The 19,196-nt window shown below is 40.1% G+C and carries 12 protein-coding genes; 9 read left to right on the forward strand and 3 right to left on the reverse strand.

Annotated elements, in window-relative coordinates; translation table 11 throughout:
* Positions 1–5: 5 nt before the first annotated feature.
* The 5 genes from U2718_RS27805 (at position 6) to U2718_RS27825 (ending at position 11,419) form a co-directional block, all read left to right on the forward strand.
* Positions 6–446, forward strand: a complete 441-nt coding sequence (locus U2718_RS27805) for a hypothetical protein (protein WP_341997938.1) — start codon at positions 6–8, stop codon at positions 444–446.
* A complete protein-coding gene (locus U2718_RS27810; protein WP_341997939.1) occupies positions 446–907 on the forward strand; it encodes an HNH endonuclease signature motif containing protein in 462 nt (153 codons plus the stop codon). The genes U2718_RS27805 and U2718_RS27810 overlap by 1 nt, the downstream gene beginning before the upstream one ends.
* 108 nt (positions 908–1,015) lie before the next feature.
* Positions 1,016–2,560: a bifunctional phosphoribosylaminoimidazolecarboxamide formyltransferase/IMP cyclohydrolase gene (gene purH / locus U2718_RS27815; RefSeq protein ID WP_341997941.1), complete on the forward strand. Its 1,545-nt coding sequence runs from the start codon at positions 1,016–1,018 to the stop codon at positions 2,558–2,560.
* A 1,356-nt stretch (positions 2,561–3,916) separates the two neighbouring features.
* A complete protein-coding gene (locus U2718_RS27820; RefSeq protein WP_341997943.1) occupies positions 3,917–8,404 on the forward strand; it encodes a PAS domain S-box protein in 4,488 nt (1,495 codons plus the stop codon).
* Between the two features lie 594 nt (positions 8,405–8,998).
* The gene (locus tag U2718_RS27825; protein ID WP_341997945.1) at positions 8,999–11,419 is read left to right on the forward strand and encodes a sucrose synthase; all 2,421 of its coding nucleotides are present in this window, start codon (positions 8,999–9,001) and stop codon (positions 11,417–11,419) included.
* Between the two features lie 322 nt (positions 11,420–11,741).
* Here U2718_RS27825 and U2718_RS27830 read toward each other — a convergent pair whose 3' ends face one another.
* On the reverse strand, positions 11,742–12,377 hold the full coding sequence (locus U2718_RS27830; RefSeq protein WP_341997947.1) for a peptidoglycan-binding domain-containing protein: 636 nt from the start codon (positions 12,375–12,377) through the stop codon (positions 11,742–11,744).
* Between the two features lie 244 nt (positions 12,378–12,621).
* On the opposite strand from U2718_RS27830, the gene U2718_RS27835 reads away from it, so the two are divergent.
* From U2718_RS27835 to U2718_RS27850, 4 genes are all read left to right on the forward strand, one after another.
* The gene (locus U2718_RS27835; protein WP_341998107.1) at positions 12,622–13,233 is read left to right on the forward strand and encodes an alpha/beta hydrolase; all 612 of its coding nucleotides are present in this window, start codon (positions 12,622–12,624) and stop codon (positions 13,231–13,233) included.
* Positions 13,234–13,424: 191 nt separating this feature from the next.
* On the forward strand, positions 13,425–13,637 hold the full coding sequence (locus U2718_RS27840) for a DUF2555 domain-containing protein (protein ID WP_341997949.1): 213 nt from the start codon (positions 13,425–13,427) through the stop codon (positions 13,635–13,637).
* Positions 13,638–13,815: 178 nt separating this feature from the next.
* Entirely contained in the window at positions 13,816–15,021 is a 1,206-nt protein-coding gene (coaBC, locus tag U2718_RS27845) for a bifunctional phosphopantothenoylcysteine decarboxylase/phosphopantothenate--cysteine ligase CoaBC (RefSeq protein ID WP_341997951.1), read from the forward strand.
* Positions 15,022–15,170: 149 nt separating this feature from the next.
* Entirely contained in the window at positions 15,171–16,019 is an 849-nt protein-coding gene (locus tag U2718_RS27850; protein WP_341997953.1) for a lysophospholipid acyltransferase family protein, read from the forward strand.
* Between the two features lie 416 nt (positions 16,020–16,435).
* Here the strand turns inward: U2718_RS27850 and U2718_RS27855 are convergent, their stop codons facing one another.
* Positions 16,436–17,179 carry a response regulator transcription factor gene (locus U2718_RS27855; RefSeq protein WP_341997954.1) on the reverse strand — a complete coding sequence of 248 codons (744 nt, stop codon included), beginning with the start codon at positions 17,177–17,179 and terminating at the stop codon, positions 16,436–16,438.
* A 754-nt stretch (positions 17,180–17,933) separates the two neighbouring features.
* Positions 17,934–18,839 (reverse strand): ParA family protein, encoded by a 906-nt coding sequence (locus tag U2718_RS27860; RefSeq protein WP_341997956.1) that lies wholly within the window; start codon positions 18,837–18,839, stop codon positions 17,934–17,936.
* Between the last annotated feature and the right edge of the window lie 357 nt (positions 18,840–19,196).

A 19,196-nucleotide genomic window follows, 5' to 3' on the forward strand; every position in this document is an offset into this window, starting at 1 on the left:
GAGCAATGGCAAGTAAAAAGTCTACAAAAAGAACTTTTAAAGGATTGAGTTATTGCGAGGTTCAAAGTGCTAACTCTAAGAATCGAAGCAAGCTGCATCAAGAAGACAGGCAGTGGTTAAAAGATAATGGTTACAGAAATGTTGGTTGGGATAATATTATTAATCTCTACCAGAAAGTTGAAGAGATTTCAGATAAATATAAATTTGAGGATTTAACTCTTGAAGAATTATTTATAGAAGCCGATCGCATTGGAAATAAATATCTTACTATTCAAGAAAGGGAAGAGTTTAACCAAAAGTTAGCTCAAGAAGTTAATGAGATTGCACAAGAGATAGATAAGCAATTTCCTGACACCGAAATTGAAGTTATTGACTTCAGTGACAAAATTAATAATAGCTCTCGCAAGAAACGCAATCAAAAGTCATATCGAACTGTTAAATTTTAATGGAAGAGCCTGTGAATCTAGAAGAAAAAGAGCTTAAGGAATTATTTAAGTTAGCAGACAAAATTGGTAAAAAGCGATATCACAAACTAACTCGTCAAGATTTTGAAGATTATCGAAAATTTGACAATTGGCGTTATATAAATGGTGATAGTGAGTGTGGAACAACCCAAGAAAGTAAAGACTGGGTAAGAGAAAATTCAGATTGGTTATGTCCAATCTGCGAGGAAAGATACTCTCAAAGAGATGGCAAAACAATAGATCATAAGTTACCCCGATCGCAATATCCTTGGTTATCAATGGAATTCAAGAACTTATGGGTTATTTGCCAAAGATGTAACAAAGAAAAAGGAGAAATGCATTGGTACGAATATGAGCACTATATGTTCATCCACCATCCAAAGCTTTATCTCAATGTGAGCAATGTACGTCCCATACAGTTACTAAAGTCTCTCAAAAACTAAAATCACAATAATCTCGATTCACTCTTGAAAGTTTGTGCTTCCTTTCCACCAAGTTTTATACAATAATCATCTGCTCTTGATGATCTTGATTAAAAAAGCTGGGGAATTATGGCGCGTCTGGCACTGCTAAGTGTATCTAATAAAACAGGATTAATTGACCTTGCCCGGAGGTTGGTAGAAGAATTTGACTTTGAAATTATCAGCAGTGGAGGCACTGCCCAAACTCTAAAAGATGCAGGATTACCAGTTACGAAAGTTGCCGATTACACAGGTTCTCCCGAAATATTAGGTGGGCGAGTCAAAACGCTGCATCCTCGCATTCACGGCGGTATTTTAGCGCGAAGGGATATACCGCAAGATATGGCAGATTTGGAAAACAACCAAATTCGTCCGCTTGATTTAGTGGTAGTGAATCTCTATCCTTTTGAAGCTACTATCACGAAAGAGGGTGTAACTTTAGCTGAGGCAATTGAACAAATTGATATTGGTGGCCCTGCTATGCTAAGAGCAGCATCGAAAAACTTTGCTCATCTCACAGTATTGTGCGATCCTGCTCAATATGGCGAATATTTAGAAGAATTAAGGCAACATGGCGGCGAAACTTCGCTGGCGTTTCGACAAAAGTGTGCGTTGAAAGGATTTTTGCATACTTCTAGTTACGATCAAGCGATCGCATCTTATTTGAGCGAGCAGTCAGCTTCAGAATCAACCCTACGGTCACAGTTTATTCTTTCTGGACAACAACTGCAATCTCTGCGTTATGGTGAAAACCCCCATCAAAGTGCAGCTTGGTATCAAAGTGGCACAACTGCAAGTGGATGGGCAGCCGCTACCAAACTCCAAGGCAAAGAACTTAGTTATAATAACTTAGTTGATTTAGAAGCAGCCCGTCGGATTATTGCAGAATTCACAGACAATCCCGCAGCAACAATTATCAAACACACTAATCCCTGCGGTACGGCACTAGGAAACACTATTGTAGAAGCTTATCAAAAAGCATTGAATGCCGATCCCGTTTCTGCTTTTGGTGGCATTGTTGCACTTAATTACCCCATCGATAGCGCTACTGCAACTGAATTAACCAAGACATTTTTAGAATGTGTAGTTGCCCCAGGATGCGAAGATGATGCCAAAGAAATTCTGACGGCTAAGTCAAAAGTGCGGGTGTTAATCCTACCAGATTTGAGTAGTGGTTCTAAAGATACCGTGAAGGTGATAGCAGGCGGTTTTCTCGTCCAAGCCTCAGATGACATTGTTGCCGATACTAGTAAATGGCGAGTCGTCACTGAACGTCAACCCACCCCAACCGAATTAGAAGAATTGTTATTTGCATGGAAAGTTTGCAAACACGTCAAATCGAACGCCATTGTTGTGAGTGGCGATCGCACAACCTTAGGTGTGGGCGCAGGGCAAATGAACCGTGTTGGTTCGGTGAAAATAGCACTCGAACAAGCCCAGGAAAAAGCCAAAGGAGCTTTTCTTGCCAGTGATGGATTTTTCCCCTTTGATGATTCTGTCAAAACTGCTGCTGCTGCCGGAATTACTGCAATTGTTCAACCAGGTGGAAGCTTAAGAGATCAAGATTCCATTCAAGCTGCAAACGAACTAGGTTTAGTCATGGTATTTACTGGCGTGCGTCACTTTTTGCATTAAATAGGGGGAGGAAGAGGACATGGAAAGTGGGAGAGCGAGGGAGAATTTTTCTTATCTCCTTGTCCCCGCGTCTTCTTCCCCTAGCCCCTACTTAGTACACTCCCGAAAGTGTCACTAATCTGTAAGTAGAGATTTAGAACCGATGCTACTCTTTGATTGTGTGAGGAGTAAGTTTGAAGTAAAAAGCGCTTGGAGTGGAAACACGGCAACACTCTTAAGCGCTTTTTAATTTTGAGGTTACATAGTTTACACAATCTTCATATTAAATACCTGTAATGGTCTTGAATCTTCATATTAGATACTTGTAATGCTCTTAAAGCAGTGATATTGTTTAGTTGTGTGTGAGGAGCAAGTGTAAATCAAAAAGCGCTAAGGGTGGAAACACGGTAACACTCCTCGGCGCTTTTTGCTTTTTCAGATTGATTTAAAGTTCAGACTTAACTTAAAAAGTACTTCGCTTTAACTATTTCTGATTACTTTTGCGAGCATCAGTTAATAATTAGCCCTTGCTTCAGTCCCTACTTATTTTCTCATCTGGCTTCTACATTAGTCTCCAAAACGAAACAGCAGTCCACGGTTTGAAATGTCTGGGCTGCTGTTTAATAGAGAGTTTAGCCAATACCAAATTGTTGAGTCCTAACTAAAAAATTCCTAACAAAAAAATGAATGTTAAGCCACACAATGCGAGAAGAGAAATAATAATTATGTTACCTACACTGTGGTCTGCTACCGTTGTATTGTGAGTATGTTCAGTCATGTTAATCGACCTTGGTTCATGTATAGTTTATGCATGCAATTATAAATACTTAAACTGAATATTTATGTTGTATAATAAAAAACTTGATTTAAATTTATCTATTTTTAAATTTGTAGTAATAGTCAAATAAGATAAATTAACTTTTGTTGCCATAGGCAGTAATTGAGAATTTATTCATGATTAATTGCAATTAAATCAACAAGAGTTAAAATTCGGAGTTCAGAGGCTACATTTGACAGTTCTAGATTTACTACTTTATATCTTTTGAGAGATGTGATTTTGTTTAAAGAATAAGATAACCTCTCTATGGGAAGATGTTAAAAGTGGGAAATTAAATACCCACTCTGGGGGAAGTCTCAAACCAGCACGACAAGATATTCACGGCATTATGCTCAAAGTATAGATAAGCTCTAATGAAAACATGGAGTTAGAACTTACTGAAAGGGAATTGGCCATTAATTTGAAAATAAACTTTCCAAATATTAATAGAAGGGAAAACTTATAGTAGCAATGGCAAAAATTAATTACACACTGCGCCAGAAACAAAATTGTGCTCAATTTCTTGTAATTGTATTCTTGCCCAATTAGGAGTACTTGAAATGAGCCAAAAGCAAGCAAATTCCCTAGAAGGCATATTTGCTAGTGGTGGACAGATGGGTACCCTAATGCGTTGCTTTGACTGGGCAAGCACTTTTGTTGGTTCTGTGGAAAACTGGCCGCCAAGCTTGCGCACATCTGTCAGTATTTTACTCAATTCCCATTATCCCATAGTTATTGCTTGGGGTTCTGAGTTTCTCCAGTTTTACAACGATGCTTACATACCCTTCCTTGCAGATAAACATCCCCATGCACTTGGGCAAACAATACCCCAAGCGTATCCTGAACTTTGGCTTGCAATTGCACCTGTGCTTCAAAAAGTCATAGAGACAGGGGAAGGGGCAACTTCAGAAAATATACAACTTTTTTTAAATCGCAATGGGTATCTGGAGGAAGCATATCTAAACTTCTCCTACAGTCCAATTCGTGATGAGAACGGCTTGGTAGCAGGTATTTTTATTAGCTGTAGCGAGAAAACCCAAACTGCGATCGCTCAACGTCGCTTGCAAACTATACGAAATTTGGCAGTCAAAGGCAGTAATGCCAACACAGTCAGGGATTCCTGCCGTTTACTCATGGAAAGCTTAGGTAGTAATTCTACTGATATACCTTTTGCCTTACTATATCTCGTAGAACCCAATAATCAAGCACGACTGATAGAAACAGTAGGTTTAGAAGCAAAAAAGATTGGGAATATAGAAGTAATAAATTTGACAGATAACTTAATATGGCGTTTTGCTGAAGTAGTCGAAACCGGACAGCCTACAACTATCGATAATCTGCCTAATCATTGGAATTTTGCACCACCCGGAACTTGGACGGCTCTTGCTTTACCAATAGCACAGCCTGGGCAAAACCAACTAATAGGAATTTTGGTAGTAGGAGTCAATAATAAACGTGTTTTAGCTCAAGATGATTGGGACTTTTTTGACTTAATCGCCACAGAAATCAAAAATGCGATCGCCAATGCTCGTGTTTATGAAGAAGAACAAAAACGCCTCGAAACCTCGACAAAAATAGAAACAGCAGCAAAACTTCGTCAACAAGCCACAGACTACGAGCAACAGTTACGACAACTAAGCGCAGCCACACGTGACAAACTTCACTCAATCCTCGAAAGTATTACAGATTCTTTTGTCGCATTAGATAAAGACTGGCGGATCGTATATATCAATCAAAAAGCTGCGAGGAAAAACGGACAAACGCCTGACGAGATTGTTGGCAAAAATCATTGGAAACATTGGCATTGGCTGGCTGGAACACAAGTAGAACAAGAATACCGTCGTGCTGTAACAGAGCAAGTATCAGTCCATTTTGAAGCTCCTTGTCAACCTCTCAATACTTGGTTGGAAATTCATGCCTATCCATCTGAAGATGGGTTAAATGTTTTTTTGCGTGATATCACTGAACGCAAGCGTATCGAAGTAAAGTTACGAGAAAGTGAAGAGCGATTGCGCTTGGCTGTGGAAGGGGCTGGCTTAATAATGTGGGATTGGGATCTTGTCTCTGGACAAACTGTATGCTCAGAAGGCAGTCAAGCCAAGCTTGGGCTGACTAATGATACCGAGATCACTTATGACGTTTTTCTTAATGCTGTGCATCCAGATGATCGCGAGCGAGTTGCTTGCTCAGTTCAAAATGCGATCGCAGGCGAGAATGACTACAACATTGAGTACCGAAGTCTCTGGGCGGATGGCACAGTTTATTGGTTTGTATCCAAGGCGCGCGTCTATCGCGATGAAAATGGTAAACCGATGCGGATGATAGGCATAGATTTGGATATTACTGCCCAAAAACAAGCACAGGAAGCTCTGCGCCAAAGTGAAGCTCATTTAGCAATGGCTCAAAAAGTTGCCCAAGTCGGTAGTTGGGAATTTGATCTAGCAAGCCAAAAAATTATTTGGTCAGAAACTACATTCCAGCACTGGGGATTCGAGCCAAGTCAAAGCGAACCGAGCTATGCCGAATTACTTGAAAGGGTTTATCCAGATGATCGAGAAATTTTGCAACAATTTGTGGAGCGATCAATCACACAAGGTATTCCTTATGGCTTTGATATGCGAATTTTACGCCCGGATGGTTCAATTCGATATCTCGATTCTCGCGGAGAGCCTGTATTTAACGAGCAGGGGCAAGTTATTAAACTGATTGGAACATCATTTGATATCAGCGATCGCAAGCACCTTGAAGAAGAATTACGTCGTCGAGAGCAGGAACTTGCTGATTTTATTGAAAATGCACCCATTGGCATACATTGTGTATCATCAGATGGAACCATTTTGTGGGCAAATCAAGCTGAATTGGACTTGCTTGGTTACTCTCCCCAAGAGTATATAGGGCAGCACATCGCCAAATTCTACGCCGATCAAAACGTGATAGAAGATATCCTCCAGAGGCTAACAGCAAAGGAAACTTTAATTGACTATGAAGCTAGCTTCAGATGCAAAGACGGCTCGATTAAATATGTTTTAATCAACTCTAATGTATTGTGGGAAGACGATCGCTTCATTTACAGTCGGTGCTTTAACAAGGATATTAGCGATCGCAAACAGGTAGAGGAAGCATTACGTCTTTCTGAGGCAAGATTTCGACTGGCAGTGGAAAATCTCCCAGAACTGTTCATGCTTTATGACGCTCAACGTCGTTTTCAGTTTGTCAACACCAAAGTACTACAACTAAGCGGGAGAACTCTAGAACAATTTATTGGGCATCGGGATGAAGATGTTTTTCCTGCTGAAGTTACCAATGCCTATTTACCCCTGTTGCTAAAAACTGTTAAAACCGGGCAATTGCAGACTGGAGAGTGTACCCTCACCTTCTTTGAATGCCAGAAATGCGAGCCAATCACTTTTATTGTAAAGTATGTACCCCTACTCAACAGCCAAGGAAAGATCCAGCAAATTCTCGCCCTGACTCATGACATCACACAGAGCAAACGTGCAGAAGAAGCGCTTCGGCAACGAGAACAAGAATTCCGAGCACTGGTTGAAAATGCTCCAGATATGATTTCTCGATTTGATCGCAACCTTTGTCTTCGATATGTCAATCCTCGTGTAGGGTTAGAGACGGGTATTCCAGTACCTGAGTGGATTGGTAAAACACTATCGGAACTCGGTTATTCCGAAGCGATCGTCAATCCTTGGCATCAAGCACTACAAGTAGTCTTTGAAACCAAACAGGAACTAATTTGCGATTCGGAGTTTCCCTCTGCTACGGGAATAAAATATTGGTCGAGTCGTCTTGTACCTGAATTTGCTGAGGATGGTTCTGTTGAAACTGTTCTTTGTGTTTGCCGAGATATTACCAATCGCAGACAAGCAGAATTAGAATTACAACAAGCAAAAGAAGCAGCAGAAGCAGCAAGTCGAATCAAGGATGAATTTCTGGCTATTCTCTCCCATGAATTGCGCTCTCCCCTAACACCAATACTTGCCTGGGCGCAAATTTTGCGATTAAAGAATTTTGATGCCACAACAACCGAATATGCTCTAGAAACAATTGAGCGGAACGCTAAGTTACAAACTCAGTTAGTTGACGATTTATTGGATGTATCTTGTATTATCCAGGGCAAAATGAGCTTGAATCTTAGAACGGTCAATTTAGTTTATGTGATTCAAGGCGCACTAGAAACAATTCGTTCCACAGCACAAGCCAAAGCAATTCAAATTCAAACCTTTTTGGACTATACTCCTCACCCCATGAAAGGAGACATTAGCCGTTTACAACAAATAGTTTGGAATTTGCTTTCTAATGCGGTAAAATTCACCCCAGAAGAAGGAACAATTACAGTCAAACTAGAGTATTTTGATTCTTACGCCCAAATTCAAGTTAGCGATACAGGTAAAGGCATCAATCCCGACTTTCTCCCTCATGTTTTTAAACGCTTCTCTCAAGAGAGCAACTCTACAAATAGAAAGTTTGGCGGACTGGGATTAGGATTATCTATAGTTCATTATTTGACAAAGCTACACGGTGGTTCAGTAAAAGCAGAAAGCCCTGGAGAAAATTTAGGGGCAACTTTTACAGTCTGCTTGCCATTTGTGCCAACTGAGTGCGAAGAAAACAGCGAAAAAGAGTCTACTAAAGAACAGATGAGTTTGAGCGGGGTACGCGTTTTAGTTGTAGATGATGAAGTAGATATGCGGGAATTGCTAGCTCGAATCTTAAAGGATGTAGGAGCTTCAGTTACTGTCACACCATCAGCAACTGAAGCGCTTGCAGCTTTGCAGCAACAACTACCTGATATTTTGCTTGCTGATATTGCTATGCCAAAGATAGATGGTTATATGTTAATGCATCAGGTGCGGGCTTTGCCATCACAACAAGCAAGACAAATACCTGCAATTGCCCTGACTGCTTACGCCGGAGAGTATAATCAGCAACAAGCGATCGCTGCCGGATTTCAGATGCATATTGCTAAACCTGTGGAGCCAAAGGTGTTGATTGAAGCGATTGTTAGTCTATTGAAGGAGATAGGGGACAGGGAATAGGGAACAGGGAAAGGCGTTACTGAATAAGGGGATGATTGAGGCTGACGCGGGGACGCAAAGACAACCAGACGCAGAGATTATACTTGATGCAAATTCCAAAATCATCCCGCAATTATGCAACGCCTAGAGAAAAAATTGATAACTGATACCTGATATCCAGTCAACGTATGCCTTTAGTTAGAGTACAAAGAGATAGAAATTAAGATAGGCCTAGAAAGGTAACGATATTAAGAGAAATGAGAATAAATATCTGCTTTTTGGTCAAAATTAAGCATAGATAAGCCAGAAATAATCAATATTCTGACTTCTATGCTTTGAGTCTGAGTTCTTTAATTGCGTTCATCTGCACTTCTTCCATTTCTGATCTCTTGCACCCTGCTCAAGAAGAGCCAGAGGCTCTAGTTATTATTACTAGGTTTAACCTGGTAACGAGAGTTTGTGGGCTGCCGCTTCCAGGCTGTCATGTAGTAGTGCAAGATGTGAAATTTGAGAAACGTTATAGATTAAGAACTTTGTCTTACCAAAACTCATCATTCTCTTCTCGTTCTAAGGTAAATTCAACATCAAAGCTCCAGTCTCTTTTGGTAGATTTCCATGTCTGAATTAATTCAAGCAGTCCTCAATAGTGAAGAAAAACTCGATTTACGTTCATTTTTGAGCGATTTACGCCATCAAGAAAAAAAATATTTGTTACGGAATGACATTCAAAATGTATATCGCGATTATTGCTCTCATTACCAAAAACCAGAGCAATTTTACACCTCATCGCATTTGGGTAAATTACTTTACTACACCCAGGAAATTATTCCAGATGAGTCTAGTTTCTGTTTGATTATCCGCCCCAAAATTGCTAGCCAAGAAGTTTATCGGCTCACGGAAGATTTGAGCGTAGAAGCAATGTCGGTGCAAGAACTTTTAGATTTACGCGATCGCTTGGTAAACAGATTTCATCCCAACGAAGGCGATTTGTTGGAGTTGGATTTTGGCCCATTTTACGACTACTCCCCAATGATTCGCGATCCGAAAAACATTGGTAAAGGAGTACAGTTTCTCAACCGTTACCTTTCTAGCAAACTCCTTCAAGATCCTAAACAATGGCTAGAAAGCTTGTTTGTGTTCTTAAGCCTACATCAATATAATGGTGTCCAGCTTTTAATCAACAATCGCATTAAATCTCAAAAGCAGCTTTCCGAGCAAGTCAAAAGTGCGATCGCTTTCGTGAGCAATCGTCCTAGTGATGAACCCTACGAAGAATTCCGCTTCCAATTGCAAACAATGGGGTTTGAACCTGGTTGGGGTAATACCGCCGCCCGCGTGCAAGAAACCCTAGAAATGCTCGATCAATTAATCGACTCTCCCGATCATCAAACCTTAGAAGCATTTATTTCCCGCATTCCGATCATTTTTAGAATCGTCTTGGTATCTCCCCACGGTTGGTTTGGGCAAGAAGGAGTTTTAGGACGTCCCGATACTGGCGGACAAGTTGTTTACCTGCTCGATCAGGCAAAAAGCTTAGAAAAGCAGCTCCAAGAAGACGCCATCCAAGCAGGTTTAGAAGGACTGAATGTTGAACCAAAGGTGATTATTCTCACCCGCTTGATCCCCAATAGTGATGGCACTCTCTGCAATCAACGTTTAGAAAAAGTCTACGGCACAGAAAATGCCTGGATTTTGCGCGTGCCACTGCGGGAATTCAATCCCAACATGACTCAAAATTGGATCTCGCGGTTTGAAATTTGGCCTTATTTAGAAACTTATGCCATTGATGCAGAAAAAGAACTAATGGCAGAATTTCAGGGTAGACCAGATTTAATTGTTGGTAACTATTCTGATGGGAATTTGGTGGCATTTTTGTTGTCACGTCGTTTGGGTGTAACGCAGTGCAACATTGCCCACGCTTTTGAAAAGACTAAATATTTGTTCAGTAACCTCTACTGGAATGATTTAGAGGATAAATATCACTTTTCATTACAGTTTACTGCTGATTTATTGGCAATGAATGCTGCTAATTTCATCATCAGCAGCACTTACCAAGAAATTGTTGGCACGCCGGATAGTGTAGGGCAGTACGAATCTTATAAATGCTTCACTATGCCGGATTTGTATCATGTCGTGAATGGGATTGAACTATTTAGTCCTAAGTTCAATGTTGTTCCACCAGGGGTGAACGAAAATTACTTCTTTCCCTACACGCGTACTCAAGAACGAGTCGAGAGCGATCGCCAACGCATTGAAGAAATGCTGTTCACATTAGAAGATCCGACTCAAGTATTTGGTAAGCTTGACGATCCCAACAAACGTCCTCTCTTCTCAATGGCGCGTCTTGATCGCATCAAAAATCTCACAGGTTTAGCTGAATGTTTCGGGCAAACTAAAGAATTACAAGAGCATTGCAACTTAATTTTAGTGGCAGGTAAATTACGCGTCGAAGAATCAGGAGATAATGAAGAACGCGAAGAAATAGTCAAACTCTACCGGACTATTGAAGAGTACAATCTTCAAGGCAAAATTCGCTGGTTGGGTGTACGTTTGTCGAAAATAGACTCTGGAGAAATTTACCGCGTCATTGCCGAGCATCAAGGTATTTTTGTACAACCTGCTTTGTTTGAAGCGTTTGGTTTGACTATTCTAGAGGCAATGATTTCCGGATTACCTACTTTTGCTACACAGTTTGGTGGGCCTTTAGAAATTATTCAGGATAGAATCAACGGATTTTACATAAATCCTACCAATTTAGGAGAAACAGGCGCAAAAATTCTAGATTTTGTTCAAAAATGCGAACAACAGCCAGATTACTGGTATGAAATTTCTAGGCGAGCTATTGACCGAGTTTATAGCACTTATACTTGGAAAATTCATACGAATAAGCTGCTATCCTTAGCAAGAATTTATGGCTTCTGGAACTTTACCTCTAAAGAAAATCGAGAGGATTTGTTGCGTTATATTGAGGCTTTGTTCTACTTAATTTATAAGCCAAGAGCGCAACAATTATTAGAGCAACACCAGTATCGGTAGTTAGTTATTCACATCTTGCAGCTCATAAAATGCCTGGAACTAGAAGTTCCAGGCTCATAGCCCAAGTCAGTTAAAACTAACTGAAAATCTTATTTAGTCTGCTTAAGCAGACTTTAGCTTTTAGCCCTCGAAATTTATTTCTTAGCAGACAAGAGCACAGATGTGAGATATAAACCTCTAATATCAATGTTTGCTCGTAGTGAGGACTTTAGTCCTCAAGCCAGGACTGAAGTCCTTACTACAAACTGTATTATTATGGGTGATTTGGCGGACATCATATGAAAGAAATACTTGTGTTGTTTTTCCTACTGCCCTCTACCTTTTACTTTGTTAACTGATTCCAGGTTCTTTGACCAACTATGCCATCTACGGCTAAATTTCGTCGATTTTGAAAAGCTTTGACAGCTGTTTCTGTCAACGCACCAAAAATTCCATCAACTTGAATAGCATAGCCATGAGATGCTAATAGCTTTTGCAGTGCTCTCACACCATTACCTGTGTTACCAAAATGCAAAGTTGGCAAATGTTTACTAGTAGAACTTGAAAGTCTTGCCACTTGAGTCTTTTCTCTGATTGGCTTATTTTTGAAGCGCTGCTGTGGTAGATCACTCGCCACAGTATATTTTTGCTGACGAGAGCGAGAACTTTTGCCAATCGTATCTTTGTTTACAGCTTTTAATTTCTTTACAGAATTAGAAAAACTCTGGGAATGCAACTTTTTTCTAACTCCATCTGTTGAATTGTGGGCGATCGCGATCGGCGCAACAGAAGTTATCCCATCTGCCAATATAAATTCAGGTGGCGTGATTTGAGTTGTGGGAACTATCTCTATTAAATGACTTTGTTTTGACTGTTTGACATCTTTGTCTAGCTGAGGTGGTGACTTTTCCGAGAAATTGGGCAAATAAGGTTGTCCTGTTGTTAATGCGCCCGTCATCAGCAGACCAATATTACTCATTAGTATTTCATTTTACTCAAACCCATGTTTTCTTTCACATAAAAAATAATTAGCATTCCGGAATGATAGATGTTTTTAGTTAAAATATATTTCATATCAATTTAATATCAAGCAATTCTAGACACAGACATCATCACTATAAATAAGTAAAATACACAAAAGATAAGCTAGAGTTCAATACAGCTTGCATAATGATAAATAAAGAAAGTTTGATCAGAGGAGAAAGTTTCTGTCTCTACAATTCATTGAGATTCCTCCAAGAACAGGGGAAGCACCTGAGGGATTAATCGTAACTTTGCATGGCTGGGGCGCAAATGCTGAAGATGTGGCGTCTTTTGCACCGTTTTTAAACTTACCTAATTACCAGTTTGTGTTTCCCAATGCACCTTATCCTTATCCTTATTCTCCTGGCGGTAGGGCTTGGTATGACTTGAGTATGGAAAATATGTATGAAGGATTATCACAAAGTCGCCAACTACTCATCGATTGGTTGCAATCTTTAGAAAGCATCACCAGTGTGCCTTTATCGCGGACGATTTTGAGTGGCTTTTCCCAAGGTGGTGCAATGACTTTGGATGTAGGCTCAAAGTTGCCTCTAGCTGGTTTAGTTGTCATGAGTGGATATCTACACCCCGGCGCGATCGCAGATGTAGAAACCCAAAATTTAACCGCTTTGCCTCCAGTTTTAATTATGCATGGCAAATATGATCAAGTTGTGCCTTTACAAGCAGCAGTAAGAGCAAGAGATACTCTAGAATTGTTAGGAACTAGAGTGCATTATCATGAATTTGACATAGGTCATGAAATTCGACCGGATATGCTGGAGTTAATACGGAATTTTGTGATTAATATTTAAAAAATCACCAGGATGCTCTTTTCGATATATCTACTAGGTTTGGTTAAAAAAGTTTTACAAATTCCGGTATAAATCCGGAAAAATTTTATGAAATTACCGTCCTCGAATGAGTAAGATATATTGGGTGGCTGCGTCGAGTGCGACGAAACCCACGCTGGATGCAAGTGCTGCTAACGGGAGAGGCGAGCAAAATGGAAACTCTAAGCATTTCTAAAACAGACATCGCTACCATGACTCCACAAGATGTAGAAGATTTAGCTACACGTTTGGAGCAAGATAATTACAGTAATGCTTTTGAAGGTTTGAATGATTGGCACCTATTGCGCGCGATCGCATTTCAGCGCCCAGAGCTAGTTGAACCTTATATCTACCTCTTAGATTTAGAGCCTTACGATGAAGCTTAAATAGAGCTAATGGCTGATAGTTAATGGCTAATAGGTAAAAGCAGAAGGCAGTAGACGCGGAGCGGCTTCCGTAGGTAGGCAGAAGAGAAGAAAGTTTTTTTCATCCCTTCTGGTACACGCAGTACATGATCGCTAATGATCAGAAAACAATTAGCTATTAGCTATTAGCAATAAAATTATGTTAACTCCACAACCAAGACGAGTTTTAATTGGTATCGGTGGCGGAATTGCTGCTTATAAAGTTTGCGAAGTGGTTTCTACACTGTTTAAAAATGGTGTAGAAGTGCGAATAATTCTTACTAATTCTGCACAGAAATTTATCACGCCCTTAACTCTCGCCACTTTATCTCGCCATCCTGCTTATACAGATGAAAATTTCTGGCAACCAATTTATTCTCGCCCTTTGCACATAGAATTGGGTGAATGGGCAGAAGTTTTTGCGATCGCGCCATTGACAGCTAATACGTTAGCCAAGTTAGCCTTTGGGATGGCTGATAATTTACTTACTAATACGGTGTTAGCTTCCACTTGCCCGGTATTGTTAGCACCAGCAATGAATACTGATATGTGGGAACAGCAAGTAGTGCAGCGAAATTGGCAGCAGTTAGCAACAAATAGCCGATTTCATAGTTTGCAAACAGCATCGGGATTATTGGCGTGTGATCGCGTTGGTGCTGGCAGGATGGTAGAACCGCTGGAAATTTTAGCTTACATCCAATCATTGCTGTATACCGCAGGTAAGCGAGATTTAGTAGATAAGCGAGTGTTAATCAGTGCTGGGGGAACACGAGAGCATTTTGATCCAGTCAGATTTATTGGTAATCCTTCTACGGGAAAAATGGGGTTAGCTTTAGCACAGGCAGCATTGCACCGAGGAGCAAAAGTAACGCTAGTACATGGCCCGGCAAGTTTGGATATACCATTGGAAGTAGAAGCAATTGCTGTTGTCAGTGCGAAGGAAATGCAAGAAGCAATGCTGCGAAAATTACATAGTTCTGATGTGATAATTATGTCGGCAGCTGTAGCAGATGTGCAGCCACGGGAGTATGCTCGCGAAAAATTACCAAAGCGATCGCTTCCAGAAGCTTTAGCTTTAGAATCGGTACCAGACATCATTACAGAATTAGCCAAGCACAAACAACCACATCAAACTTTAATTGGTTTTGCCGCACAGACGGGAGATATTGTTACCCCTGCGCTAGAAAAGTTACAGAGAAAAAATTTAGACGCAATTGTTGCAAATCCCGTAGATCAGCCGGATAGTGGTTTTGGCAGTGACAACAATCAAGCCGTATTTTTAGATCAACAAGGTCGTCAAGTCAAGATTCCACCTTGTAGCAAATTGCAGCTAGCTCACCATTTGTTTGATTTTGTTAGTGGTTAGTCATTTGTCATTTGTTAGTGGTTTTTTATTACTCCCCTCTGCCTTTCTTCCTCCTATCTTGACTACACGTAAAAAATCTAGGATAAAAAATTACGTACCACCCTCCAATGTACGATTACCTCTGAGAGGGAGAAGAACTAGAAGGCGAAATGCCAGCATACACTGACAAGCAAAAACCGTTAAAAAAACAACTAGGATGGTGTTTGGATCAGCGAGATCCGAAATTTATCCAATCTTTAATGCCGATTTGGGAATGGCTTTACCACCACTATTTTCGTGTCCAAACTAGTGGTTGGGAGCACATCCCATCTCACAAAAAAGTTTTATTCGTCGGTTCTCATAATGGTGGACTCGCTGCCCCTGATATGTTTATGATGATGTACGACTGGTTTCGACGCTATGGTGTGGAAAAACCAGTCTATGGTTTGATGCATCCGACAATGTGGCAAGTAGTACCCCCAGTAGCCGAAGCCGCTGCTAAGGTAGGGGCAGTTGTGGCGCATCCAAAAATGGCGATCGCTGCCTTACGTTCTGGAGCTACTGTACTTGTCTATCCAGGTGGGGCACAAGATGTTTTCCGTCCCCATTCTTTGCGAAACAAAATTTACTTTGCTAATCGTCACGGATTTATTAAGTTAGCACTACGAGAACAAGTGCCAATAGTACCGGTAATATCTACTGGTGCTCACGATACATTGATTGTGCTTGCTGAGTGTTATAAAATTGTCCAGCAACTCCATAACTGGGGAATGCCCTGGCTATTTGGAATTGATCCAGAAGTCTTCCCTATTTATTTGGGGTTACCCTGGGGATTAGCATTAGGCCCTTTGCCCAACATCCCTTTACCAACGTCTATTCATACACGCGTTTGTCCACCGATTGTATTTGAACGCTACGGTCGTCAAGCCGCGTCTGATCGCGAATATGTTCATGCCTGCTATGAGCTTGTCCGCAGCCAAATGCAGCAAGAGTTGGATAATTTGGTTAAGGTGAGCTAAACCAAAGCAAAAACGCAAAGATGCTTTGAAAAATGCTAAGTCTTTGCGCTTTGTTTCAAACTCATCTCAATTGAGGGTGTTGCTGAATTTAATGTATGAAACTAATTTTCGTAATGCCAAAACCTGTGTAGAGAGGGAATGTATCACATCTGGGCATCCGGATTCGTACTATGATTTAGCAACACCCAATTGAGTTTGCAAGGGAAATTGTTGATAAATATTTTTATTTAAAAGTACACGTAATTCCCCAGTATAAAATCAATATATCCTGAATGCACCCAGCTAGTCAAAGGATTAAAAATATTTTCCAAATTAGTTGTAAAAAAAATATGTATATATATAGTTATGAATATTAATTATGTCTTAAAACATAATTGGCACTCCCGAAGCGATCGCTGTATAGAGTGCCAATTAAATTACTCAACCCGCGATGTAGAAACGCTCTCAGTAGATTGGGGTGTGCTAGGCAACTCTAAACAGTAACCTGCACCATACACCGTTTTGATATAACGGGGATGACGAGGATCTGGTTCTAGCTTAGTTCGCAAGTGGCGAATATGAACTCGAATTGTCTCAATATCATCATCTGGGTCATAACCCCAGACTTCCCTAAGAATTTCACTCGGAGAGACGGTTTGTCCATGCCGTTGTAGTAAGCAGTGGAGTAGCTCAAATTCCAAGTGAGTCAGCTTTACTGTTTGAGCAAACCATATAGCTTCAAACCTTTCAGGAACCAGAGTTAATGGCCCGTAATTAAGGATTTCACTATGCTTGGCTGCTTGAGGAATCCTGTCAGTACGCCGCAACAGTGCTCTTACCCGTGCCAGCATCTCCTCCACTTCAAACGGCTTGGTGAGGTAGTCATCCGCGCCCGCGTTAAAGCCTTCTACCTTATCCTGAGTTTGACTCAGAGCGGTTAACATCAACACAGGTATTTCAGCAGTCCGTTCATCACGTCGCAAGCGCTGACAAATAGTAAATCCGTCTACTCTGGGCAACATCAGATCTAGCATGATTAGATCTGGCTGTAGTTGGAGAGCCAGGGCTTGACCTTTGATGCCATCTTCAGCTTGGCTGACATCATAACCAGCCATTTCCAAATTGACGGCAACTAACTCTGAAATCGCTGGGTCATCGTCTATGACTAGAATCCTCGGCATTATTAAAAATTTATTACTACTTATTAAGGATAAATAAGAACCTTTGGGGGATACAAAGATTGCTTTATTGATTATAAAAAATATTTTAAATTTCACATAAAACTTAAAATAAAGTATTGTAATGATGAAATTTAAATTAAATTCCCGATTTAATGTGTGATTGATACAAAATTCATCTCGTTCTGTGCAAAACAGTCTAACGATGATGACGAATTTTTAAGTAGGGTAAAATTACCAAAGGCATAATGAACACTTAATACACAGTACTTTTGGAATTTTTACTCTACTTGTATCTGATTTTGGATTCTCGGCGATCGCTGCTATTAAGTCAAGTATCCTCCTGCTACAGATTTAAAGAAAGCGATCGCGTAAAATGTAAATTTATATATTTAAGTGTTATATCAAACATACTCAGTCAGTGTTTGCAATGGCAAATTTTCGCTAGTATCCCAAAGCAATGAGCATCCACGAGCGCAATCGGCTCATTCGTTGTGGTAAATTTTGTCAGTTGAGTTGAACAGATGAAACCCAACATTTATAGTGTGTTGGGTTTCCGACATTAAACGCCACTCGCCACAAGCTAGAAAAACTTCTACAGTCAAATCATGCTTCAGACAGCACAGTTGCTCCTTCTTGCTGTCGTGCCTAAGTTTGCTTTGTAGGCAAATGATGTTGATCAATGCCCTTTTACCTCATTACTTCTGGCGATCACATCCACTTTTGCAAAACTGTACTTGTCAGATGTTGCCGCTCATCAATCAATGGCAGCGTGCATTCTCAGCTTTTTCATCAGTTCTTGAGTTAACTGAGAAAAAGCTTTTGATCCTGCTGATTGAGGTGCATTTAACACAGCCGGCACAAAGCTATCAACTGCCTTGGCAACATTTACATCTACTGGAATTTGTGTTTGACAAATTTTCTCTTGATCAAAATCTTGATGAACACGCTGCATTACTTGTTTGTAATATCTGCCAGTTAACAAATTGGCATTAGACATTGTAAAGACGATTCCCAGCATTTGGATATCAATTTTTGCTTCTTGCTCATGGCTATCTTTTAATTGAGCAATACGTCTTTCCAACAATTGAATTCCCACTACAGAAAGAGGTTCTGGTTTAGCAGGAAGTATATAAAAATTACTAGTTGCTAAAGCACTACGAGTCAGCAAATTATAGCCGGGAGCACAGTCTAGGATAATAAAATCATATTCTTGACGTACTGGTTCTATAATTTTAGCCAACAAGACTCTTTCAAAACGATTCCAAATGGTTTCAAAGTCCTTTTCTGCCAAATTAACTGCTTGTCTGTGCAGCATTTCTGAAATCACAAATTCATCGTATAAGTCAATATCTCCTGGCAATAAATCCAGCCCTTCGAGCTTACAAACTTGTGATTCAATTACTTCTGGAACTGTATGTTTAGGTTGAGGCTCCGGATTAATAATTTGATCTATTAGATACCTGAATGTCTTTCGTTGTTTGCGGCGTCTGGCAAAGTCTACAGGCGACATTAAACTGAGTGTGGCACTAATTTGAGTATCTAAATCTAGGACTAGCACCCGCTTGCCATGTTCTTTCGCTAAACAAGTGGCTAGATTGACGCTGAGAGTCGTTTTGCCGACACCACCCTTCATATTTGCAGTTGCAATTACATATCCCATTGCTTAATTCCTCTGATGACGCATCCCATCTAGGTAGCTTACACGTCCTGTTATCCTGCGAAAATTTTCGGTAAATTTAACATTTTTGACACTTAAAAATTTAGTGTCGTGGTAGTGCCTTGGTTAAGCAGTCAGATTATACCAGGCAAGGGATGTTTTTGTTCTCATAAAATGAAAACTCATAATTTACACTTTACAGATCTAGCCAGCAAATATTGAACATGACTGTACTTTAAGCAATATCTATATAAGTTGTCGAAAAAATATTTAGTCAGTATCATTTTTTTACTTTTTTAAAAGTAATTTATACTACACAAAATCGTTTTTATACAATAAAATATAATGTATTAAATAACA

The sequence above is a fragment of the Chlorogloeopsis sp. ULAP02 genome, from assembly GCF_038404745.2.
Classification (GTDB): Bacteria; Cyanobacteriota; Cyanobacteriia; order Cyanobacteriales; family Nostocaceae; genus Chlorogloeopsis.